16 protein-coding genes are annotated in these 22,802 nt (G+C 64.3%); 4 read left to right on the top strand and 12 right to left on the bottom strand.

The genetic code is table 11. The annotated features are described in order from the left end of the window. Positions 1 to 15 precede the first annotated feature (15 nt). Positions 16 to 483 carry a MarR family winged helix-turn-helix transcriptional regulator gene (locus IVB13_RS25245; RefSeq protein WP_026232451.1) on the bottom strand — a complete coding sequence of 156 codons (468 nt, stop codon included), beginning with the start codon at positions 481 to 483 and terminating at the stop codon, positions 16 to 18. Between the two features lie 209 nt (positions 484 to 692). Between IVB13_RS25245 and IVB13_RS25240 the strand changes: the two genes are divergently transcribed. Further along, complete coding sequence (locus IVB13_RS25240; protein WP_247337563.1) at positions 693 to 2,411, top strand: ATP-dependent Clp protease adaptor ClpS; 1,719 nt, start codon at positions 693 to 695, stop codon at positions 2,409 to 2,411. 21 nt (positions 2,412 to 2,432) lie between these two features. On the opposite strand, the gene IVB13_RS25235 is transcribed toward IVB13_RS25240, so the two are convergent. The 6 genes from IVB13_RS25235 to IVB13_RS25210 all read right to left on the bottom strand — a co-directional run bounded on the left by IVB13_RS25235 (position 2,433) and on the right by IVB13_RS25210 (position 11,497). Next, positions 2,433 to 4,094, bottom strand: coding sequence for a tannase/feruloyl esterase family alpha/beta hydrolase (locus IVB13_RS25235; protein WP_018453062.1), 1,662 nt, complete (start codon positions 4,092 to 4,094; stop codon positions 2,433 to 2,435). 77 nt (positions 4,095 to 4,171) lie between these two features. Next, the gene (gene serA / locus IVB13_RS25230; RefSeq protein WP_018453061.1) at positions 4,172 to 5,416 is read right to left on the bottom strand and encodes a phosphoglycerate dehydrogenase; all 1,245 of its coding nucleotides are present in this window, start codon (positions 5,414 to 5,416) and stop codon (positions 4,172 to 4,174) included. Between the two features lie 99 nt (positions 5,417 to 5,515). Beyond that, positions 5,516 to 6,748 carry a rhodanese-like domain-containing protein gene (locus tag IVB13_RS25225; protein ID WP_018453060.1) on the bottom strand — a complete coding sequence of 411 codons (1,233 nt, stop codon included), beginning with the start codon at positions 6,746 to 6,748 and terminating at the stop codon, positions 5,516 to 5,518. A 78-nt stretch (positions 6,749 to 6,826) separates the two neighbouring features. Beyond that, on the bottom strand, positions 6,827 to 8,020 hold the full coding sequence (locus IVB13_RS25220) for a PepSY-associated TM helix domain-containing protein (protein ID WP_018453059.1): 1,194 nt from the start codon (positions 8,018 to 8,020) through the stop codon (positions 6,827 to 6,829). A 63-nt stretch (positions 8,021 to 8,083) separates the two neighbouring features. Next, a complete protein-coding gene (locus IVB13_RS25215) occupies positions 8,084 to 10,408 on the bottom strand; it encodes a TonB-dependent siderophore receptor (RefSeq protein WP_026232450.1) in 2,325 nt (774 codons plus the stop codon). A gap of 204 nt (positions 10,409 to 10,612) precedes the next feature. Further along, positions 10,613 to 11,497, bottom strand: a complete 885-nt coding sequence (locus tag IVB13_RS25210; RefSeq protein WP_018453057.1) for a dihydrodipicolinate synthase family protein — start codon at positions 11,495 to 11,497, stop codon at positions 10,613 to 10,615. A gap of 181 nt (positions 11,498 to 11,678) precedes the next feature. Here IVB13_RS25210 and IVB13_RS25205 point away from each other — a divergent pair, with 181 nt between their 5' ends. Further along, positions 11,679 to 13,091: an FAD-binding oxidoreductase gene (locus tag IVB13_RS25205; protein ID WP_018453056.1), complete on the top strand. Its 1,413-nt coding sequence runs from the start codon at positions 11,679 to 11,681 to the stop codon at positions 13,089 to 13,091. An 8-nt stretch (positions 13,092 to 13,099) separates the two neighbouring features. After that, positions 13,100 to 13,765, top strand: coding sequence for a GntR family transcriptional regulator (locus IVB13_RS25200; RefSeq protein ID WP_018453055.1), 666 nt, complete (start codon positions 13,100 to 13,102; stop codon positions 13,763 to 13,765). A gap of 6 nt (positions 13,766 to 13,771) precedes the next feature. On the opposite strand, the gene IVB13_RS25195 is transcribed toward IVB13_RS25200, so the two are convergent. Then, positions 13,772 to 13,936, bottom strand: a complete 165-nt coding sequence (locus IVB13_RS25195) for a hypothetical protein (RefSeq protein WP_162847272.1) — start codon at positions 13,934 to 13,936, stop codon at positions 13,772 to 13,774. A 266-nt stretch (positions 13,937 to 14,202) separates the two neighbouring features. Between IVB13_RS25195 and IVB13_RS25190 the strand changes: the two genes are divergently transcribed. Next, complete coding sequence (locus tag IVB13_RS25190; RefSeq protein ID WP_018453053.1) at positions 14,203 to 16,224, top strand: YgiQ family radical SAM protein; 2,022 nt, start codon at positions 14,203 to 14,205, stop codon at positions 16,222 to 16,224. Between the two features lie 660 nt (positions 16,225 to 16,884). Here the strand turns inward: IVB13_RS25190 and IVB13_RS25185 are convergent. The 4 genes from IVB13_RS25185 to IVB13_RS25170 form a co-directional block, all read right to left on the bottom strand. Next, entirely contained in the window at positions 16,885 to 17,430 is a 546-nt protein-coding gene (locus IVB13_RS25185) for a hypothetical protein (RefSeq protein WP_018453052.1), read from the bottom strand. Between the two features lie 76 nt (positions 17,431 to 17,506). Continuing rightward, positions 17,507 to 18,415 carry an alpha/beta fold hydrolase gene (locus tag IVB13_RS25180; protein WP_157642887.1) on the bottom strand — a complete coding sequence of 303 codons (909 nt, stop codon included), beginning with the start codon at positions 18,413 to 18,415 and terminating at the stop codon, positions 17,507 to 17,509. A 215-nt stretch (positions 18,416 to 18,630) separates the two neighbouring features. Continuing rightward, complete coding sequence (locus IVB13_RS25175) at positions 18,631 to 21,669, bottom strand: efflux RND transporter permease subunit (protein WP_026232448.1); 3,039 nt, start codon at positions 21,667 to 21,669, stop codon at positions 18,631 to 18,633. Further along, on the bottom strand, positions 21,666 to 22,781 hold the full coding sequence (locus tag IVB13_RS25170) for an efflux RND transporter periplasmic adaptor subunit (RefSeq protein ID WP_256467286.1): 1,116 nt from the start codon (positions 22,779 to 22,781) through the stop codon (positions 21,666 to 21,668). Before IVB13_RS25170 ends, IVB13_RS25175 begins: the two co-directional genes overlap by 4 nt. Between the last annotated feature and the right edge of the window lie 21 nt (positions 22,782 to 22,802).

Below are 22,802 nucleotides of genomic sequence, written 5' to 3'. Positions count from 1 at the left end.
GTCTCTCCTCTATTCCTATGGATCTCTAGAAAGCTCTGTTGAAAGCTGTCTTGGAAACTTGTCCTGAATGCTGGTCAGCCAGCGCGCGACGATATCGATCTCCGCACTGGTGAATCCGTCCGTCAACGCCGCGTTGACCCGTGCCGCGCTGGCCTTCGCCTGCGCCAGTGCCGTCCGCCCCTTCGGCGTCAGCCAGACGCGCCAGGCGCGACCATCCTCGTGATCCGCGCGCCGCTCGACCAGTTTAGCCGCCGCCGTACGGTCGACCAGCCCCGAGATGCCGGCTGGCCCCATGTCGAGCGCCGCGCCCACCTCACCCATCAGGACGCCGTTCTGCTTGCCGAGGATGAACAGCAGCCCCGCTTGCGCCGGCGTGACCTCGCTCGAAGGCTGCGCCGCCATCCAGCGCTGCACGCGCCGCTGCGCCACGCTCAACAGGTAGATCAACCGATGGTGTCTCGCGCCCTCGTCTTTATTTCGCATGCGAAATAGATAATCGAGGCGGATCAGATTGTCAAAGGACGGCAGCTGGACATGTGCCGCGGCAGTCGTCGAGGAACAGGGCCGCCCCGGCGCACCAGGACCTCACCCACCAATCGCAATTAGCCGCCGCCGTCACGCTTGACGGCCGCTTCCCTTTATGTTCTCTATTCGTTCTATTCAATCATAGATTGTCCCGGAGGCCTTTCGTGATGAACAGTATGCGTGGCGAGAACCAGCCGACCCAGCTCATAATTCATAATGACGATGATACGCCGGACCAATTCGTGATGGATCTGCTTCGGCAGGTTTTCGGCAAATCAGACCGTGAAGCGACCGCGCTGATCACCCAGATCGAGCAGAAGGAAAAAGCGGTTTGCGGACCTTACCCGCAATCGGTTGCCGAAGCCCTTTTCAAATCTGCGCAACAATCCATCGAATTGGCCGGCCACCAACTGCAGGTCACGCTAGAGGCGGTCAAGAGTCCTTGCGAACTCTGTGGCAAGCCTGAGGGACAGACCGACGTTCGTATCGGCAGCCGCACGGTCTGGCTGTGCAGCGAATGCATGCGTGCGGCGGATGAGCCCTCGAACGAGCGAGAGGAGAATTTCGACTTTGCATGCGACATTCTCGATTGGCACCTTGCCAGCACTGCGCGCAGCAAACTCGTGACCACGATCCGCCAATTTCCCGGCCACATGCGGGTCGATCTCCAGGCCGCCGTCGACCGGCTCTTCGGCAAGGCCATCCGGCTGGTGGGACTGAACGAGGAGCAGCGCTACGAAACGCTGTCGATTCCACGACTGCTCAAGGAGGGCCGCTATGCGATCGCGATTGCCCCGCTGCAATATTCCGACGTCGACGTAGGCGAGAAGAGCCCGGTCAAGTGTCTGGATAACGGGCTGTGGCTGTGTGAGCAGGATCATCTCCGCTATGCGGTTTTGCTCTGCGCACACCGCGAATACAGTCGCGAGCCCGGAATTCGGATCGAAATCCTGGTACCCTCAGGTTCCGCAGGCGCGGCTCTCGTCCAGCAATGCTTCAGTGAATTGGAAGAAGCCGTACAGGCTGCGCGGACCTATCGCGGCAAGATCCTGTCGCTCGATGCCGATTCCGACTATCGCGGTCGCTCGCGCGGCATCACGGTGCATCGCTTGCCGCAGGTCGCGCGCGACGAGGTGATCCTGCCGGAGCAGACCCTGCGGCTGCTCGATCGCAACGTTCTGACCTTCGTCAACACCCGAGACCAATTGCGCCGGCTGGGTCAATCGACACGCAAAGGCATCTTGCTGTACGGGCCGCCGGGCACTGGCAAGACCCACACGATCCGTTATCTCGCAACGCATTTGCCCGGGCATACGACGCTGATCATCACGGCCGAGCAGATCGGTCTGCTCGGCGCCTATATGAGCCTGGCACGGTTGCTCCAGCCGTCGATGGTGGTGATCGAGGATGTCGATCTCATCGCCCGCGACCGCGATGACATGGGGCCGTGTGAGGAATCCATGCTGAACAAGCTGCTCAACGAGATGGACGGGCTGAAGGAAGACGCCGACATCCTGTTCGTCCTGACCACCAACCGGCCGGAGGACCTCGAGGGAGCTCTCGCGGGTCGCCCCGGCCGCATCGATCAAGCCATCGAAGTGCCGCTGCCAGACGAGACCGGCCGCGGCAAGCTGGTCCGGCTCTACGGCAGGGGATTGCCGCTCGAGGGGGCCGTGATCGCGGAGGCTGCCCGACGCAGCGAGGGCACGAGTTGCGCCTTCATCAAGGAGCTGATGCGGCGGCTGGCGCAAGGAAGCATCGCGCGGGACGGCGGCAACACCGTGATCTCGGCCGATATCGACGAGGCGCTTGACGACATGCTGTTCTCCGGCGGCCGGCTTAACGCGCAGCTGCTCGGCGGCGCGCAGGCAATGGCCACCGGGTGACGCTCCGAAGTGGCGCGCCTGCTACGGCGCGCACATGAAGCTCGACGCCTCCGTCACTGGGCCGCTCTTGTAGTGCGGCCAGGCCGGCCAGCGGCACAGCGGCAGCGCGCGAAGCGTCGCAAACGACGGCGCCTCGACCTTCTGCTCGGTAACTTCCAGATCGCCGGGCGCCCTGCCCTTTTCGACCCAGTCGACCAGCACGCTCAGCATGTCGACATTGGCCGGCGCGCCGGAGCCGACATGGTCGACCCCTGGCGCGGTGTAGAGCCGCGCGAACTCGGCCGTCTCGGCTTTGCCGACCTTGCGTTCGACGTTCTCGAAATAGCGGATGCCGGCATAGGGGCTTTGCGCGTAGTCCGCCATATGTTCGAGCATGATCAGCCGGCCGCCGCGAGCGCGGAAGCGGCTGAGGTCGGGGTCGGTGGAATCCATCAGGCTGGAGACCTCGAGCAGCCGCGCCTTGTGCGCTTCGGGCTTATACGTCGTCACGTCGAGCTTGGGATCGCGCGCGAACACGTATTGGATGCCGCCGGCGCCGTAGATCCAGGCGATGCCATTATTGGGCGCGGGCGGCTGCGCGGGAGGCGCCGTGCCAAGCCACCACGCGACCCAGCCGCCGGTCGGGCCGACCGCCGGCGTGTCCTCGCCCGACACGCCCCAGCCCGGATAATCGTCGAGGCCATTGGCGAGCGCGAACGGGAATTTGTAGGTCGCATGCAAGGTCTCGATCGCCTTGATCTGTGCGTCGGTGAGGCACTGATCGCCCGTCTTGCCGCTCGCGCAACGCAGCGTCTCCACCTTGAAGGCCGCCTTGCAGGAAACGGGATCTTGCACCAGCGCGTCATCGGAGCCGTCGGCCTTGTCGCAAGCGGCCCGCACGGCATCGCCGACTAGCTTCACCTGCGCCGGATTGATCCAGCCATCACCCATGGTCACGAGCCCCGAACGCGTGCCGGCATGCTGCAGGCCGACCCAGTTGATGACGGGCACGCGAGCAAAGATGCCGTCGAAATCATCAGGGTAGCGCTGCGCCATGGTGAGGCCTTCGCGGCCGCCTTCGGACGACCCCATGAAGTACATTTTCTCCGGCGCCTTGCCGTAAGCGCGCTGCATCAGCGCGACGGCGGCATCGCGCACCTTCTTGTAGGCGCGATGGGCGAAATTCTCGAAGGCTTCGTCGTTGAGCGCGAACAGCTGCGGCGGCTCGCCCGGCTTGGACTCGTGACCGGAATCGGTGCCGTAGGTGACGAAGCCGCGCGCGAGCGGCGACGGCTTGTCGAAGGGATAGGCCGGCGGCAGCGCCAGGCCCGTGATCAGCACGCCATTGAATCCGCCGCCGCCATATTGCAGCGAACGGCCGTTCCATTCGACGGGCAAATTGACCTGAAACTTGATCGGCGGCGCCTTGGGATCGGTGGGATCGATGTGGCCGAGCACCTTGCAGAAGCCGGGATTGGCGGGCGTGACGCGCCCCGACGGCGTCGGGCCGCGTTCGGCGACGGCCAGTTGCGACGGCGCCAGCAACGTCGCCGAATCCACCTTCACGGCGTCAGCGCCGCCGACGAGGCCCTTGCAGACAGTGTCCGCATCCTCAGTCAGCGTCACCGCTGAAGCGGAATTCGCGCCCAGCGCGCCCGCTGCGCCCACCAGCAATGCGCACAGCTTCACATGGATTTGCGCCATCGTTTCCCCCTGAGTTTCTGTTCGTTATGTCAGCAGGCCGCATTCAAGGCGCCCTGCGGCCGCTCGTCAATGCAGTGCTAGTGCTCAAACACCAGCCGCGCGCCGACGGTGCCGTCGAGGGCGCGGATCTGCTGGAGCAGCGCGCCTGAATCCTGGCCGCCGAGGTCGGCATCGAGCACGACGTAACCGAGGTCGCCGGAGGTCTCCAGATACTGCGCAGCGATGTTGATGTCGCGCTGGAGGAAGACCTCGTTGAGCCGGCGCAGCATGCCGGGCACGTTGCGATGGACGTGGCTGAAGCGCGCGCCGGAGGGACGCAGATGCAGCTGCACTTCCGGAAAATTCACCGCGCCCGTGGTCGATCCGGTGATGAAAAAGTCGACCAGCTTGCGCGCCACCTCGCCGCCGATGCGCTCCTGCGCCTCCTCGGTCGAGCCGCCGATATGCGGCGTGAGGATGACATTGCCGAGGCCCTGCACCGGGCTGTTGAAGCGGTCCGAATTCGAGGACGGCTCGACCGGAAACACGTCGATGGCGGCACCCGCGAGATGGCCGTCGCGCAGAGCCCCCGCCAGTGCATCGAGATCGACGACGGTGCCGCGGCTGTTGTTGATCAGAAGGGAGCCGGGCTTCATCGCCCGCAGCTCCTTCTCGCCGATCATCCCTGATGTCTCCGGCGTCTCCGGCACGTGCAGGCTGACGACATCGCTCTGCGCGAGCAGCTCCTCCAGCTTCTCGACTGGCTCGGTGTTGCCGTGGCGGAGCTTGTCGGTGCGGTCGAAATAGATCACGCGCATGCCGATCGCCTCGGCCAGGGTCGAGAGCTGCGAGCCGATATTGCCGTAGCCGATGATGCCGAGGGTGCGGCCGCGCACCTCGCGGCTGCCGGTCGCCGACTTGTCCCAGCCGCCCTCATGGGCCGACACCGAGCGCGGGAAAATGCGCCGCAGCAGCATCACGATCTCGCCGATCACGAGCTCGGCGACGCTGCGCGTGTTGGAGAACGGCGCGTTGAACACCGGAATGCCGCGCTTGCGCGCCGCCAGCAGATCGACCTGGTTGGTGCCGACGCTGAAGCAGCCGACGGCGAGAAGCTGGTCGGCCGCTTCCAGGACCTGATCGGTGATCTGGGTGCGCGAGCGGATGCCGAGCAGCGACACGCCCTTGAGCGCCCGCCGCAAATCCTCGCCGTCCAGCGCCTTGGTCAGGCGCTCGACATTGGTGAAACCCGCCGTTCTGAACAGGTCCACGGCGCTGTCATTGACGCCTTCGAGCAGCAGCGCCTTCGCGCTCCGCTCAGGGCTTCGGCCTGGGACTGACATGAAATCTCCGTGGGTCACAGCTTCGCCGCAGCTCATAGACCGCGGGGGATGCGCAGCACAATAGGGTTCGGATACGGGGAGAAGATGGCGGAGCGGTCGTCAGATCACGTAAAACCCGTGCGTCCCGTCCAGACGCAATTGTTCGACCAGGCCATATTCCCAGTCGAGATAGGCCTGCATCGCGCGTTCGTCGACGCCGGTGCCTTCATAGGGGCGGCGGTAGCGGTGGGCGGGGTCGGGCTTGGGCAGGACGTGCGGCGGACCGATTTCGAGCGCGCCGTCATAGCCGCCCTCCCACACATAGACCTCCCAGCCCATCTGCGCGAGCCAGGACGCCGTCATGTCGGCGCGGACGCCCTTATCGTCGGTCAACACGATACGCGCGCCGCGCACCGGTGCGGCCATGTCGGTTTCCTGGACGAGCTGTCCGCCGGGATAGTGGCGAAAGCCCGGGAGATGGCCTGCGGCATATCCCTCGGCGTCACGCACGTCGAAGCGATAGAGCGTGCGATCGGTCTGCGCGACAAGCGCAGCCATCTCGCTCGCGCCGATATGGCGGACACCGGCGCGATAGGCGACGTCGCGCGCATTGGCCGGGCCGCCCTCGAACGACCCGATCGCGCCACGCCTGTTAGCACCATGGTCGAGCGTGTGCCGCGCCAACGTCCAGCCGATGGTGCCGTTGCGCAGCGCCCGGACCTTGTTCGGCACGCCGGCATTGATCAGCGATTGGGTGCCGATGATCGAGCGGGTGCGGCCGGCGCAATTGACGATGATGGTGGTGTCGGCATCGGGTGCCGCCTGTCCTGCCCGCAGCACCAGCTCCGCGCCGGGCACGCTGACCGAGCCCGGAATGTTCATGGTAGCATATTCGTCGAAGCGGCGGACGTCGAGGATGGCAATGTTGGCCTTGTCCGCGATGAGTTTTGCCACCTCGTCGGCACTGAACGAGGGCGTGTGCCTACGCGACTCGACCAGCTCGCCAAAGGCTTTGGAGTAGGAGTTGACGTCCTCGAACATTTGATAGCCCGCGTCGCGCCAGGCCTTCAGTCCGCCATCGAGCGCGCGGACGTTGGTATAGCCGAGCGCGGCCAGCCGCTCGGCACCCGCGGTGACGAGCCCTTCGCCGTCATCATAGAGCACGATCGGCACATTCTTGCGCGGCAGCCTGACGTCCGCTTCGATCGCAATCCGATCGGCAGCCATGTTGGCGGCGAACAGCGGATGTCCCGTCGCGAAACCAGCCTCGTGCCTGAGATCAAGCAACGCGATCTCCTCGCGGAGCAGCAGTGCACGGCGGATGTCGGCGGGAGTGACGGTGGTGATCTTCATGGCGTAAACCCTGACGAGGATTGGCCATGGGCTTTTGAACGATTGCAGAAGTGTTGGCTAGCCTTTGCGGCAGCCCGTTCATTCGCCGGGAACGAGCCGCCCGAGCCGTGGCTGCGCCAGCCGCCTCAGCTTTCGACGCGACAAATAAAGCAAAACGCCGGTGACCGCGAACAGCGGCATCAGCACAGCCGCGAGCATGAACGCGAGCTTGCCGGGCCAGCCCAGAAATGCGCCGCGGTGGATATCGAGCACGTTCGCGATGGTCTTCTCGCCGAGGGTCTTATCGGAATAACGCTCCGCAGACACGAATTGGCCTGTGATGGCATCGACGCGGAATTCGTCACGGGTGGTGTCGAGGGTCGAGTCTTTCCCCCAGGAGCGGATCCGTATCACCGTGCCCGGACCGGCGGGCAGCGTCAGCAACGCCTTGGAGAAACGGCCGCCCTCTTCGTGCAGGAAGGCGGCCCACGCGCGATCAAAGCCGATCGGCTGTGCCGTCTCGCTGACACCGGCAGCACGCGACGCCTTTGTGGGCATCTTGGGCTGCATCTTCGCCGCGGCGATCTGCGGGCGCGACAGCAACCAGACGACGCCATCCTTGTACCAGTCGAACGAGTACCAGAGCCCGGTGAACGTCATCACCAGATAGACCGGCAGGACCCAGGTGCCGATCACCGCATGCAGCGACCGATGCAGACCGCGGCCACTGAGCCCGAGATTCGGCTTCAGCCACATCTTCACGCTGCCTGCACGACGCGGCCAGCGCAGCACGAGGCCCGAGATCAGCATCACGATCAGGCCGAGCGCGGCCACGCCCGTGATCTGGCGCCCCCAGCCCTTGGCATCGCCGGGAATCAACAGCCAGCGATGAAGCTTGCGCACGGTCGCGAAAAACTCTTCGCCGTCCGGTGTGCCCAACACGCGCGCGTCATAGGGATCGACATAGAGCGAGGACGGCCGCGCGCCTCGTTCGTCGCGGGCGAAGCGCACATGCACCGCGGCCGACGGATCACTCGCCAGCGTCACGGCGGAGATTTTGCCGACGTCCTGCGCCGCAGTCAGGCGCGCAACCAGTTCGTCCGGCATCAGCGCCGGTGCCTGGCGCGGCGCGACCTGCATGATGCCGGCGTTGAGATGATCGACGATCTCGTCCTCAAAACTCATGATCGCACCGGTCAGTGCGATCACGGCGAGCAGCAGCGCCAGCACGAGGCCCGCGATGGAATGGACATGAAGCAGAGCGGCCTTGATCGCGCGCCAGGACTCACGCATCGGCGCGAGCCCTCCTGCTCGGCGCGATCATCCGAAGGGCGTCCCTGCGCGACATGCCCATCGCTAAAACTTCACCGTCGCCGACAGCGAGACCCGCCGCGCGTCGCCGAGGGCGACGTTCAGATTATTGACGGCGGAGGGATAGTAGACAGTGTCGAACAGGTTCTTGACGTTGAGCTGGTAGATCACCGGCGTGTTCTGGTATTTCATCTCATAGGTCGCGAAAATATCGGCGACCACATAAGAGGGCAGGAAGAAGGAGTTGATCGAATCGCCGGGACGATCACCGACATAACGCGCGCCGCCGCCGAGGCGGAGCTGACCCGGCAGGGCTGTGCCGAAGTCATAGACCAGATAGAGCGAGGCCGTGTTCAGCGCGACGTTCTGCAACTTCCTGCCGAGCAGCGTGATGTCCTCGGATGCCGTCACGCGGGCGTCGGTGTAGCCATAACTGCCGATCAAGGCCCAGCTATCGGTGATCCTGCCGGTGACGTCCAACTCGACACCGCGCGAATGGGCACGGCCCACGGTGTGGAGTTCTACCACGCCTGCGCTGTTCGTCTTCGTCGTCTGCACGTTCTTCTTGTCGAGATCGTAGAGCGCCAGCGTGCCGGAGATGCGCTTGTTCAAATCGAACTTGACGCCGGTCTCGTATGACACGCCTTCTTCCGGCGCGACGTTGGAGCCGATCGTGACGCCGATCGGCGCAATGGTCGAATTCGGCTTCAACGATTCAGTATAGCTCGCATAGAGCGATATCTGGTCGGTGAGCTTGAAAATGGCGCCGCCGAGCGGAAGCACCTTGTCCTGGGACACATTGGTGTTGGTGACAAACGGCTTCCCGCGCCCGGCGATCTGGTCGTAGTCCATGTAGCGCACGCCGCCGACCAAGGCGAACCGCTCTGTCAGATGCAACGTGTCCTGGACGAACATCGACCACTGGCCGAGCTTGTCGGTCTGCGCACTGTCTGGATTGGACACCGTCGTTCCCGGCCCGATCAGGCCGTAAACGGGATTGTAGACATTGAAGGCGGGCGTTATCTGCCGGATCAGATTGTCCCGGTAGATGGTGCGATACTGGCCGTCGCCACCGAACACCACATCATTGCGCATGTCGCCGAGCCAGAAGCCGCCTGAAATATAGGACGTTCCATAGCTGGCGTTGCTGAGCGAACCCTGCGTGCCGTCGTTGCTGCGGGTCTCGGCGCCTGTCGTGAAGTTGATGCCGGTGATACGAAGCTGGTTGGCGCTGAAGGTCTCGGTGTTGTAGCTGTAGCCGGCGTAGAGCTTCCAATCATGATTGAAACGGTGCTCGACCGACGCCTGGATCAGGTCCGACGTGCCCCACGTGTTATTGAAGGGCTCGTCGAGCCGGCGCGTCGTGGGAACTGCCAGCGGCGCCTTCGTCACCGGATTGAACGCCGTGCCGCGATCGAACGGATAGATGAACTCGCGATGCTCGTAGTTGAGCTGCACCGTGGTGTCCTGGCCATACCAGGCCAGTGACGGCGCAACCAGCATCTCGCGGTGGCGGCCGAAATTCCGCCAGTAATCCTCGCTGACGCTGTAGCCGATGAAGCGATAGGCGAGGCCTTGATCACCGATCGGACCGGTGATGTCGAGCAAGCCGTCGGCGCCGGTCTTGGAAGCACTGAAGGCCGAACCAAGCAGCGTAACCGAGCCGTGCTGGTACAGCTCCGGCCGCTTGCTGATCGTGTTGACGATGCCGCCGGGATCCATGATGCCGTAGAGCAGCGAGGCCGGCCCCTTCAGCACCTCGACGCTTTCGACTGCGGGATTGAAGCTGCGCCCCTGCACCAGCGGCATGCCGTTGCGCATGATCGAGCCGTCGCGGTTGTCGCCGAAGCCGCGGCGGATGACCGCGTCCTGGCTGCCGGCGAGCGTGTTGGTCTGGGTGATGCCGCTGACGTTGATCAGCGCGTCGTCGATGTTTCGCGGGAGCTGGTCCTTCAGCACCTGCTCGGGCACCACGTTGACGGCCTGCGACGTATCGAGCGGCGAAGCGCCGCTGCGCAGCGTGGTCGCGCTCGGCATCGCGCGGTAGCCGAGCTTGGCGGCCTGTTGCGCGGCGGCTTCCGCGGCCGCGCGCTCCGAGAGCGTCGGCGCTGCGGGTGCGGGATTGCGATTGCGCTGGCGCGCGGCGGTCTGAGCGCGGCGTGGGGACTGGTCCGATGCACGCGCCGCTTTCGGCCGCGGTGCCGGCGCCTCGACCGTCACCGGCGGCAGAGCCGATTGCGCTTGGGCGGCCGTCGCGCTGAAGGAAGGTGCGCCGAGCAGAACGGCTGCTCCAATGAGGAGGACTGCGCAGCTCGTGCCGGCAGGAGTTCGACGGCCGCTGACGCGCTGGCCATCCAGATGAGCACGCACTTTCGATTCACTTCCAAGTCAGACGCAGAAGCTGGCGCGTCTAACAGCCGTTGTTCGTGAAGAGAACCGCAAGCGGCCTTGAATCGCTCTAGTGTTGAATGGTTCTAGGCTTTGATCGCTATTCGACAATCCTCGATGGATTGCGCAGCGACCGCGACACGCAGCGCGCGAATTCGCGGCAACGTGTCGCGGCTTCCCGCGATCTCACGCGATCGCGGGAGCCATCAGCTCGTCGAGCTTGCGCTTGAGCGCGGTGCCGTCGGACAAGGCCCGGAGCGGCGGCCGCACGCGTAGCCAGCTCGCGTCGCCCGTCTGTGCCGCGAGGATGGCTTTCAGCGTCGTGAGGAAGGATGGTGATTTCACCACGATGTCCACGGCAGCCTGCATGCGTGCTTCGACATCCTTGCCGTCGATCATTGCCTTGACCAGCTCCGGCGCGATGTTGGCCATGCCGCAGATGGTGCCGGCACCGCCGGCGGCGATCGCGCGGGTGATGTCAACCTCGTTGCCGACGGTGATGGCGAGCTCGGGAGCGGCGGCACGGAACGCCTGGAACTGCTTGAAGTCGCCGCTAGAGTCTTTCAGGCCCGCAACGACCTTGCCGTAGCGCTTGCGCAAATTCGCGGCGACGCCGGTCGGGATCGCGACACCCGAGATCTGCGGGATATGATAGAGGTAGGCACGCAGGCGATCGTCGGCGACGCCGTCGAGGATCGCCGCAAAGGCATCCTCGATGCCTTCAGGGCTGACGCTTCGGTCGAAGTAAGGCGGCAGATACAGCACGTGACGCAGGCCGAGACCGAGCACGGCACGCGTCAATGCGATGCTGTCGCCGATCGCGGGGAAGCCGCCGCCGATTCCAATTCGGTCCGGCGCAACGCCGGCCTTGAGCACGGCTTCGATGGTCGCGACGCGTTCGGCGACATTGAACGAGGTGCCCTCGCCGGTGGTGCCGAACAGCACGACACCGTCGATGCCCTTACCGAAGAGTTGCTTGCCGTGGGCGGCGAGCTTGGCGGAGTCCACGCTGCCGTCCGTCGCCAGCGGCGTCGCCGAAGCCACCCAGAACCCGCGAATTGCCTCCGTCATCACACACCATCCGTTGCTGTGGCTTCGGACCAGGCGTCTGGTCTCGGACGATCAAACCAGAGCTTGGCAAGCCTTGTTTTTGCTTTACTTTCGGGCTTGTACCTTACATACAACAAAGGCGCAAATCCTTTCCGCCGTCATGGCGCGCATAACACGCAGCCAGATTCCGAGGAGGTCTCGCATGGACATGGTGACCCCGGTCGAGCGGCCCACCCAGTTGCTCGGCGCCTTGCGCGACAGCCTCGGCGCGGCCGCCGTGCTCGTTGGCCCGGACGTGCCCGCGCGCAATTGCAACGACTGGAGCGCGAGCCTGCCGCAAACGCCGCTCGCGGTGATCCGCCCGGTCGATGCGCAAGGCGTGGCCGACGCGATTCTGACCTGCCGGCAGGCGCATCTGCCGTTCGTGCCGCAGGGCGGATTGACTGGGCTGTGCCGCGGCGCATCGCCTGAAGCAGGCTGGGTCGCGATCTCGCTCGAGCGCATGAGCGGGATCGAGGAGATCGATCACGCCTCGATGACGATGACGGTGAAAGCAGGCACGCCGCTTCAGACGATCCAGATGGCAGCCGACGAAGCCGGCTTCTTCTTTCCGCTCGATCTCGGCTCGCGCGGCTCCTGCGCCATCGGCGGCAACCTCTCGACCAATGCCGGCGGCAATCGCGTGATCCGCTATGGCATGACGCGCGAACTGGTGCTCGGGCTCGAAGTCGTGCTGCCCGACGGCACCATCATCACTAGCCTCAACAAGCTGATGAAGAACAATGCCGGCTACGATCTGAAGCATCTGTTCATCGGCTCGGAAGGCACGCTCGGCATCATCACCCGCGTGGTGCTGCGGCTGTTTCCAAAACCGCGTTCGACCATGGCCGCGCTCTGCGCGCTCGAGGACTATGCCGCGGTGATCGCGCTGCTCGGCGCCGCGCGAAGCGGGCTCGGCCCGCTGCTGTCGGCGTTCGAGGTGATGTGGCCGGATTACTGGGACGTGATCACGTCGCGCGCAGGCGTCAAGCCGCCGGTCGCCGCAGGCCATGGCCTCTACGTGCTGGTGGAAGCGCAGGGCACCGACGAGAGCCTCGACGCACCGCGCTTCCAAAGCTGGCTCGAAGAGCTGATGGAGCGCGGGCTGCTCGCCGACGCCGCCGTGGCGCAATCGCTGGCGCAGACGCGAAGCTTCTGGCGCGTGCGCGACATCTGCGCCGAGTTCGGCCAGGTGTTGGGTCCGCACATCTCCTACGACATCGGCCTCGCCGTGGCGCGGATGGACGAGTTCGTCACGCGCTGCAAGGCGGCGCTGGCTGATGGCGTCGAGGGATGCGAAAGCGTCTATTACGGCCATATCGGCGACGGCAATCTGCATCTCGTCTCCTGGGTCACCGGCCTTGCCGTCGAGCAGCAGCCGAAGGAAGAGATGGACGCGATCATTTACGGTCTCGTGCGCGAGATGGGCGGCAGCGTCTCGGCCGAGCACGGCATCGGCACGTTGAAGAAGAAGTGGCTGGGTCATGCCCGCAGCGAGGCCGAGATCGCGCTGATGCGAACGCTGAAGGCCGCGCTCGATCCCGATCATCTGCTCAACCCCGGCAAGGTGATCTGAGAGAGCCAATGCGATCGCTGAAGCTCGATGCGCCGAAATCGCTGTCGCAGCGGGTGATGCAGCGGCTGCGCCAGGCCATCATCGACGGCGAGTTCGCGCTCGGCGCCGCCATCTCCGAGGAGATGGTGGCAAACTCCTTCGGCGTCAGCCGCACCCCGGTGCGCGAGGCGATGGGTCAGCTGCAGGCGCAGGGCCTCGTCGTGATCCGGCCGCAGGTCGGCAGTTTTGTCTTTACGCCAAGCGCGGAAGACATCACCGCGCTCTGCACGTTCAGGATCGCGCTGGAGCCCAAGGCCGCTGAGCTCGCCTTCCGCCATGATCGCGCCGGTGCGATCGCGACGATGAGCGAGGCGATCGCGGCGATGGAGCCGGCGATTGCAGCCAGGGACAACATCGCCTATGGCCGCGCCGATGCCGCTTTCCATGAGGCGCTGTTCGCCCATTGCGGCAACCGCTATCTCGCCGAATCCTATCAGCTCGCATCTAGCCGCGTCGCGGCACTCCGCACCAATTTGACTTCGCCGATCGACGTGCGCACGCGCACGTCTTTCGACGAGCATCGCAAGCTGCTCGATCTGTTCGCCCGCGGCGAGTTTGCCGCCTTCGCGACGCTGATGACCACGCACGTCACCAATTCTGGCGTGGTCTACGCCAAAGCGCTGCAGGTCGATTGAGCGCTGCTACCGCGCATTTTTCGTGCCGGGCCTGTCCAGAAAATCCAGCGCGGTGTTGATCTGTTCGAGCTGGTGTTCGATTTTGTCGCGGTCCTCGGCCGTGGGCGCCTTCTCGAGCTGCTCAACCAGCTTCTGCTTTCGGAGCAGCAAGTTCTCTATGACTGTACTCACGGCTCCCCCATCCGCCAGGGGCGAACATCGAGGCAATATTACACCCCGGAGGCGAGCGCGCGCCAGCCGGGCCCAGCGCAACCCTGCATCAGAATGTTCGCGAGGGCAGTTGGTTCCTGCGCGTGACCCGAGAAGGTGCAGACAGCTGATGGCGGCGCTCGCGAACGGTTAACGCGGTCGCACGCCCGGGCTGCCGGTCGCGGAACCGGATCTTTCACCTGCCCGTCGGTTGTATTCGGAGGCCCGGAGTCCTATGCGTATGCGCCATGGACATCCAGATCATCGCCGCCGAAAAACCCCTGATGGCGCAGGCACGCCCGCACAAGCCGGCGCCGTTCCTGCCGATGAGTCGCGCCGAGATGGATGCGCTCGGCTGGGACGCTTGCGACATCGTGCTGGTGACGGGCGATGCCTATGTCGACCATCCCAGCTTCGGCATGGCCATCATCGGCCGGCTGCTGGAGGCGCAGGGCTTTCGGGTCGGCATCATCTCGCAGCCGGACTGGCATTCGGCCGAGCCGTTCAAGGCATTGGGCAAGCCAAAAGTCTTCTTCGGCGTCACCGGCGGCAACATGGATTCGATGGTGAACCGCTACACCGCGGATCGTCGCCTGCGCCATGACGATGCCTATACCGCGGGCGGCGAAGGTGGCAAGCGGCCGGACCGCTGCACCGTCGTCTACGCGCAGCGTTGCCGCGAGGCGTTCAAGGGCGTCCCGGTCGTACTCGGCGGCATCGAGGCCTCGCTGCGCCGGATCGCGCATTACGATTACTGGTCCGACAAGGTGCGCCGCTCGGTGCTGGCCGACGCCAAGGCGGACCTGCTGCTCTACGGCAATGCCGAGCGCGCCGTCGTCGAAGTGGCCAATCGTCTCGCCGCCGGCGAGGCGCCGCGCGAGCTCGACGACATCAGGGGCGTCGCGCTGTTCCGCCGCGTGCCCGACGATTACACCGAGCTGCACGCCGACGATATCGACTCCGCCGATGAGGGCGCTTCGCGCACGAAAGGCTTGACCGTGATCCGGCTGCCCGCTTTGGAGCAGGTCGAGCAGGACAAGGAAGCCTATGCGCGCGCGTCACGCGTGCTGCACCGGGAGAGCAATCCCGGCAATGCGCGGCCGCTGGTGCAGCGCCACGGCGATCGCGATCTCTGGCTCAACCCGCCGCCGATTCCGCTGACCAGCGAGGAGATGGACGCCGTCTACGATCTTCCTTACGCGCGCGCCCCGCATCCGTCCTACGTTGACGCGAAGATCCCGGCGTGGGACATGATCAAGTTCTCGGTGACGATCATGCGCGGCTGTTTTGGCGGCTGCACCTTCTGCTCGATCACCGAGCACGAGGGCCGCATCATCCAGAACCGGTCCGAGGGCTCGATCCTGCGCGAGATCGAGAAGATCCGCGACAAGACGCCGGGCTTCACCGGCGTGATCTCGGACATCGGCGGTCCCACCGCCAACATGTACCGGATGGCGTGCAAGGACCCGAAGGTCGAGGCCGCGTGCCGGCGGCCGTCCTGCGTCTTCCCCGAGATCTGCCCGAATCTCAACACCTCGCATGACGATCTGATCCGGCTCTATCGCAAGGTGCGCGAGACCAAGGGCATCAAGAAGGTGATGGTCGCCTCCGGCGTGCGCTACGACCTCGCGGTCGAGAGCCCCGAATACATCAAGGAGCTCGTCACCCATCACGTCGGCGGTTATCTCAAGATCGCGCCCGAACATACCGAGCGCGGGCCGCTCGACAAGATGATGAAGCCCGGCATCGGCGCCTACAACCAGTTCAAGCGGATGTTCGATGCCGCGGCCGAACAGGCCGGCAAGAAATACTATTTGATCCCGTATTTCATCGCGGCACATCCGGGCACGACCGACGAGGACATGATGAACCTGGCGCTATGGCTGAAGAAGAACCGCTACCGCGCGGATCAGGTGCAGACCTTCCTGCCCTCGCCGATGGCGACCGCGACGGCGATGTACCACACCGGCGTCAACCCACTGCGCGGCGTGCGGCGCGGTGGCAGCGACAAGGTCGAGGCGATCAAGGGCCTGCGCCAGCGTCGCTTGCACAAGGCGTTCCTGCGCTACCATGACCCCGACAATTGGCCGGTGCTGCGTGAAGCCCTGAAAGAGATGGGCCGCGCCGATCTGATCGGTTCGCGCCCCGACCAGCTGGTCCCCGCGCACCAGCCGCCCGGCACCGGCAAGGCCGCCGGCACGCGGCGGCCGGTTCGTCCAGACGGCAAGACGCAGCGGTTCACGACCAAGAATTTGCGGGTGATGAAGTAGCGGGCGAGCCGGATCAGGTCCGGTTCAGCTTCGCATTGTCGCCCTCAAAACAAAAACCTCGAAAACAACCCCATGCACAGTAGCCGGCATGAGCGGGATCAATGACTTAGGCGATTGCCGAATCCGTTGAATCCGCGGGGTGAGATAACGGAAAAACCGAAATTATGTTTTGACGAAATATTGACTCGTCGGGCAAAACAGGCGCAAGATGCCATTGTCGCGGCACGCGTGGCAGGGCGAGCCCCAACCGCTACTCCGTATCGATATCCTCGAGCTTCACACCGCGTCCCGCGCGGAGGCTCGAAGCAACCGTCCTCCGACTTGAATCCATTCAACACAGCAGGCGTCGATGCGCGCCCGGATGCGCTGGGGAGCGTAGTCGTAAACCCGATAGCTCGCGGGGTAGCCGGTGTCCGCTCTGTCCGCGAAACCGGACATAGCCAGTCCCGCCTTGTGAGTCAGCTAGGGGCCAACAGCGGTCATGACAGTGCTCTCTTAAAGGGGGGCGATCGCAGAGTACGGTGACTTCGCGTCGCTCCGCTCGGGATCCCTGGTCCCTCCGAAGCACAGGAGGAAATTGGACAGTAATCGCGGCGGCCTGGTAGTAGCGGTGATAGTCTCCGGCAGACCTCGGTGGAGAGCGCGGTCGAGCCGCATGCGCTACTCTCGTTTGTTCTCGCCAAGTGCATCCCCCAGACGCTCGAGTTCTAACGTGAAGCAGAACAGCGCGAACAGCGTAATCACCATCAACACCCCACGTCGGGCCATCAAGACCACGTCGGTATCGGGGCCGAGTTCGGGAAGGTGGCGAAACAGCACGATCGAGAACACAGCGCTGCCGAAGATGAAGTTCAGCCGGCCTAGGAACAGGAAGAGGTGGCTCAGGGACAGCCGTCCGCCTTTGAACGGGATCGCCACCTTCAAGAGGCGGTACCAGTAAGCCGCCTGCATAAGCATGAGAACAGCAAGGGTCAGATTGTCGTCATAGGGCGTATTGGCCGGCTGCTGACCAGGCGCGAGCACTAGCTCCCGGAAGGCCGGCAGGCCCTTCCATACGATGAAATCCGATCCGAACAATTGGACCGCCATCAAGAGCAGGTAGGTGAGCACACCGCGCCCCGCGGAAGAATGGGAAATCGGCTCTGCCAGGGGCTCAGGGATTTCCTCAGCTATGGAATCGGATGGTGTTTCTCCGCGCTTGATCAAGGGCGCCTTCCAACTGATTGGGTTTCGATTTCGGCCGATGCCTTCCGAATGAGCAATGCGAGTCCACTCCACCGTATCATCGCAGCGCGGCTCCCTGGCGCCTCGAGACGCCGCCCGTACCCTGCTGCTCGCCGACAAGGCGTGCCTGGATCATACTCATGACGGTCGTCACGTCGTCGAACGCTCGCGAATGAGCGCGTCCATGCAGGCGGGTCAAATCGAATAGCTCGACGCCCTCCCGCCGAAATTCAGCGGCATACGGCTCTTGGTCCGGATCGATGCCGCCGAGGCGGATTGCGCCTCCATGGAGAGACTTCGATAGCTTCAATGGGGCATCGTCCCGCGACACGAACAATGCGAAGCGTGGCCGTACCGCTCCCATGTCGTGCAATTGCGTACGGAAACTGTCGGCGTCTACGTCGGGCGCAACGAACAGCACGTTCTTGATCTTGGCCCCAATGCGGCCAGCTATCGCTCGCGCGCGCAAGGTTTCGAACGTGAGATAGCACCCCATCGAGTGACACAGGACGGTCACTTCCTTGACGTTCGGAGTAGCGGCGATCGCATCGAGCACTTGCGAAAATGCATCTCGAGACTGCGCCGCGCTCTCCGCATCCTCCTTGTAGGCTTCCAGGCTGACGGACCCCCGCGACGGCCAGGAGAACAGGACGGGAGCCCCCGGCGCTCCGGAATCATGAACGATCTGGGCGAACCGGTACACGGCTTCATCGAACCTGTTGTTGAAGCCATGGACGAATACAAGGACTCTTCCACGTGCTCGCGGCTTCTTTGCGGCCGCCGCCAGCGCAGCGCCAAATGCCGGTTTTTCGGCCGCTTCGGCCGAGACCGTCACGAAGTTTAGTCGTGGATCCCCGGGCGAGGAAGTCGGCCACTGAACCTGACCGACAGTGCGCGATGCGTCCGGCGGGATGGAAACGGCGATGGAGGCGTAGTTCACCTGGTCCGCCCGTTCGCTGTCGAACATCGCTGCATTTCCGGCAGCCGTTCGGTTGCGCGTCGTTGCCACCAGCAGCGGGACGACCGACACGCCTTCCGCTTCGACCTGTCCGACGGGTAGCAGCGTGTCCAGAGGCACGCGGCTGCAGGCGCAGCAGCACAGCGCCAAGACGATGAGGCCGAGGGTTGACCGGCAGATCTTCCCGGTTTCGCCATGGCTGAGGGGCGCGCGCCACAAGGGAGTCAGGCTCCTTTAGCCGAGCGGAACAGCAGAAAGTATCCTGCCGGCACGAAGAAGAGTGTCAGGACGGATGCGACGGCTAGTCCCGACATCATGAGCACCGCCATGGGCTGCCACAACGCGCCGCCGGCCAGTGCCATCGGTGCGAGCCCGAGCACCGTGGTGGCGGACGTCAGGAGGATCGGACGAAGCCGTTTTTCCGACGCAGCGACGAGGGCTTTCCGCAGCGGGAGCGTCTCGCGCTCGATGTCGATCTGATCGATCAGCACGATGGCGTTGTTGATGATGATCCCCGACAGGCTGATGATGCCCAGCGTGCCGAAGAACGAGAGCGGTTGTCCCGTCGCCAACAGCCCGAACGGAATGCCAATCAGGATCAGCGGTATGCTGACGAAGGTCAGGAGCGTACGACGGAAGGAGTTGAATTGCAGGATGATCGCCAGCACCATCACGGCGAGCGCGACGGGAAAGCCGGCGGCCAGCTTCTGGTTCGTCTCGGCGCTTTTCTGGATCTCGCCCCCCACGGTCACGTGATAGCCGCCGGTCATGTCCATCTCGTCGAGCCGGGGCTGGATCGATTCCAGTAGCTGCCCGGCCGTCAGGGAGGTGCTGCGGGCCGTGACCGTGATCGTCCGTTCCTGGTTCTTGCGGCGGATCCGCGCGAAGTCGAACCCGGGCTTCAGCCTGGCGACCTGCGCCAGCGAGATAAGCCCGCCGTTCTTCGCGAAGGTGGCGCTGGTGAGGCCTTCCAGGCTCTGCGAGGTGTAGGCGCCGGCGCGCAGTACGATGGGGATGGCGTTGTCGCCTTCGCGGTATATCGAGACCGCGGTGCCGCTGAAGTAGGTGTTCAGCAGTCGGGTCACTTCCTCCGAGGTCACCCCGAGCTGGCGGGCACGGTCCTGGTCGATCTCGACGACCACCTTGACGATCTTGTTGCCCCAATCGTCGTCGTTCTCGCGCACGTCCGGAGCCGCCTGCAGCAGGGATCGGACCCGTTCGCTGAAGCCAAGCAGCCGGTCCCCATCGGACCCCGAGATCTCGAGCTCCACGACGCCGGATTCCACCGCGCCCATGGCCAGCCGCTTGATTTTGAAGCTTGCCTCCGGATGGTTGGCGTAGAGATACTTCCAGGCGCGATCGGCCGCACGCACCGCGCCTTGATAGTCCGTGGTATTGACCAGGAAGAAAGCGGACGCCGGGTCCGGAGGGACGGGGGTCAAGGTGAGGTAGAACCTCGGGCCGCCATCTCCGACGTACAGGATCTGGCTGGAGATTTCAGGGTTGGCCGTTTTGTCGCCCAGCCATCGCTCGATCTCGCGCGCGCGAGCTTCGGTCTGCGAGATGTCGGTCCCGTCAGGCATGTTCATGTAGACCAGAAACTGGCTCCGTTCGCTGAGCGGAAACATCTCCTTTGGAATGCGTGGGAATTGTGTAAGCGCGATCACGACCAGCGCGACGCAACCGGCGAGGACGATGGGCGAGAAGCGCAAGGCCCGGCCGAGCGCGGTGGCATAGAGCCGCTGCAGCCGTGAGGGCGCGGCATCCTCCGTTCCGGAGCCGGCTCGCCGGCCGATGAGCCACACGGTCAAAGCGGGAAGGATGTACAGCGCCGTGATCCAGGATCCCCCAAGCGTGAGCGCCACCACGGCCGCGAGCGAGAACGCATACTCGCCGGACGCTCCGGACAGCAGCATGAGCGGCAAGAACGCCGCTATCGTAGTGATCGAAGAGATCAGGAGCGGCAGCGCATACTGTGCTCCGGACGCCAATCCGGCCTCCTCGGGAGGCACTCCGCGGCCGATCCGGCTCACGATGTCCTCGACGATCACGACGCCATTGTCGACCAGCAGACCGAGCGCGATGATGATCGCCGCGATCGAGACCTGCTCAAGCGCGATCCCAAGAGCCCGCATCCCGATCAACGAGAACATCACGGCGAACGGCACGATCATCGCGGCGATGGTGCCCGCCCGCAGGCCCAAGAAGACCACCACCAGCACGGCCACCACGACGAAGGTCTGGGCCACGCTGGAGAGGGCCGAATTGACGGAGGCGCTGACCTGATCGGCCTGGTAGGTGGGGAAGGAGAGGGCGAAGCCGATCGGGAGCCGCTGCTCAAATTCGCGTGCCGCCGTACGGAGCTTGACACCGATCTGGGTGACATCCTGGTCCGGCTGCATGATCACGCTGAGGACTACAGCAGGACGGCCGTTGAAATAGATCGGCTTAACCTTTGGAGAGACGTAATCCCGGCGGACAGTGACGATGTCAGCGAGCCGGACCAGGCTGTCGGTGCTGCCCACACGGGTCAGCATGGTCTCGATCGCCCGCACGTTCGGGAAATCTCCGGAGGTCTCCAGCAGGAGGCGCGTGCCGTCCGCGTTGATGTTGCCGGACGGCAGCACCACGTTCTGCCCCTGTAGGTCCTTGATCAAAGCGTTCACCTGAACGCCGATCGCGGCCAACTTCCGGGTATCGAGTTCGAGCCAGACCCGTTCGTCCTGTACGCCGTGAAGCTCGACCTTGGAGATGCCGGCGATCTGGTACAGCTTCTTCCGGAAATCCTCGGCCGCATCCTTCAGCTCGCGCGGCGAAAAGCCTTCGCCCGTGATGGCGATGGTGGCGATCGCAACGTCGCCGAAGTCGCTGTTGACAAAGGGTCCAACGACGCCGTCGGGCAGTTCGACCTTAGCATCGGCCATCTTGTCGCGAAGCCGCTGCCAGGTGGCAGTGACGTTCGCGACCTCGTCCTTCAAGTCGACATAGATCGTCAGGGATCCTTCGCCCGCAAGCGTCCTGATGTCCTTGACCTCGGCGAGCTCGCGTACTTTTCGTTCGATGGGAATCGCGACTAGATTTTCCATCCGCTCGGGGGCCATGCCCGGGAAGAGGGCCGACACGACCGCAGTCCGGATGACGATCACGGGGTCTTCGCGCTTCGGGAAGTTCGGATAGAGCCCGATCCCGGCGATCAGAAGCCCGATCATGGCCATGATCGTGAATCGAGACCGTGCAAGTCCGAATCGGGTGAGGAGATTCACGGCGCGGCGTCCTCCAAGGGAAGCAGCTTCACCTTCTGTCCGTCGGCGAGGTACGACACCCCGGCCGAGGCCAGGATATCGCCTGGCTTGACGCCCTCCACGACGACCAGGCGATTGTCCCGGATCCCGCCGACGGTGATGGTGCGTTTCTTCACAGTCGAACTTGCCTCGTCGTAACCAAACACGGTCCCGGTATTCTGCAGCACCCTTCCGCCGTCGGGCACAAGCACGCTGAGCGGGACGAGGAAGCCGCTGCGACCCACGACCAAGGGCTCTTCGATCGTGACCTCGACCGACATGCCGGCGTTCAGACCCGGGGCGGTGTTCTCGAGCCGGACGACAACCGGGAAGGCCGACACTTGCTCCGCCTTCGACCCGAGCTCCTTGATCTCGCCCTTGAGCGGCAGGTCAGGCTTGTCGGCGACCTTGACCGCAATCTTGGCTCCAACCTTTAGATTCTGGAAAGTCGCGGCCGGGACCAGAAAGGACATCTCGAAGCTGTCGTCGCTGTAGAGCGTGGCCACCGGCTGCCCCGCAGCGACTTGCGCAAACGATTTGACTTCGATCCGGGAGATGGTCCCGGCGAAGGGGGCCAGCAGCTTGCTCCGGTCCAGGTTTTGGTTGGCCAATTCGAGTTGGCGCCGTGCCTGGTCAACTTGGGCCCTGGAGCTGAGCAGGGTGGCGTTCGACTGTTCGAAAGCCGCTTGGGTGGAGACGCCCCGCTTCAGGAGCTCTTCCTTGCGCTGGAAGTCCGACTGAGCGTTGTCGAGCTGCGCCTGCGCCTGCTGCACACCGGCGCTGGCCTGGTCCACCTGGCTCTGCAGCGATCTCGGGTCGATTTCGGCGAGGACGTCCCCGAGTTGCACCTTCTGGCCGACGGTGAGGCCAACGGTCTTCAACTGCCCGCCGATCTCGAACGAGAGGCTGCTGACGTCGGCCGGCTGCAGCACGCTCGGAAAGCGCCGAACACGGCTTTCGGCTGTCGCAGCGACCTTGTAGGCGCGCAGACCGCGGACAGGCTGTTCGTTCGCTTCCTTCTTCTTCTCTCCACAGCCCTGCAGGCCGACGACAAGGAGGCCCAAAGCGGTGAATCGCGCGAGATGTCGGATCATCGGGCATTCCTCGAGTCCTGC

Source organism: Bradyrhizobium sp. 17 (assembly GCF_023073515.1).
Lineage (GTDB): Bacteria > Pseudomonadota > Alphaproteobacteria > Rhizobiales > Xanthobacteraceae > Bradyrhizobium > Bradyrhizobium canariense_D.
The sequence above is the reverse complement of the archived record's forward strand: the minus strand, read 5'-3'. Positions and strand labels throughout refer to the sequence as shown.

Coding starts and splice junctions, on each gene's coding strand:
- IVB13_RS25245 (WP_026232451.1), bottom strand. CDS start 483: ATGCGAAATAAAGACGAGGGCGCGAGACACCATCGGTTGATCTACCTG.
- IVB13_RS25240 (WP_247337563.1), top strand. CDS start 693: ATGAACAGTATGCGTGGCGAGAACCAGCCGACCCAGCTCATAATTCAT.
- IVB13_RS25235 (WP_018453062.1), bottom strand. CDS start 4,094: ATGGCGCAAATCCATGTGAAGCTGTGCGCATTGCTGGTGGGCGCAGCG.
- IVB13_RS25225 (WP_018453060.1), bottom strand. CDS start 6,748: ATGAAGATCACCACCGTCACTCCCGCCGACATCCGCCGTGCACTGCTG.
- IVB13_RS25200 (WP_018453055.1), top strand. CDS start 13,100: ATGCGATCGCTGAAGCTCGATGCGCCGAAATCGCTGTCGCAGCGGGTG.
- IVB13_RS25210 (WP_018453057.1), bottom strand. CDS start 11,497: ATGACGGAGGCAATTCGCGGGTTCTGGGTGGCTTCGGCGACGCCGCTG.
- serA (WP_018453061.1), bottom strand. CDS start 5,416: ATGTCAGTCCCAGGCCGAAGCCCTGAGCGGAGCGCGAAGGCGCTGCTG.
- IVB13_RS25170 (WP_256467286.1), bottom strand. CDS start 22,781: ATGATCCGACATCTCGCGCGATTCACCGCTTTGGGCCTCCTTGTCGTC.
- IVB13_RS25190 (WP_018453053.1), top strand. CDS start 14,203: ATGGACATCCAGATCATCGCCGCCGAAAAACCCCTGATGGCGCAGGCA.
- IVB13_RS25180 (WP_157642887.1), bottom strand. CDS start 18,415: ATGTTCGACAGCGAACGGGCGGACCAGGTGAACTACGCCTCCATCGCC.
- IVB13_RS25220 (WP_018453059.1), bottom strand. CDS start 8,020: ATGCGTGAGTCCTGGCGCGCGATCAAGGCCGCTCTGCTTCATGTCCAT.
- IVB13_RS25205 (WP_018453056.1), top strand. CDS start 11,679: ATGGACATGGTGACCCCGGTCGAGCGGCCCACCCAGTTGCTCGGCGCC.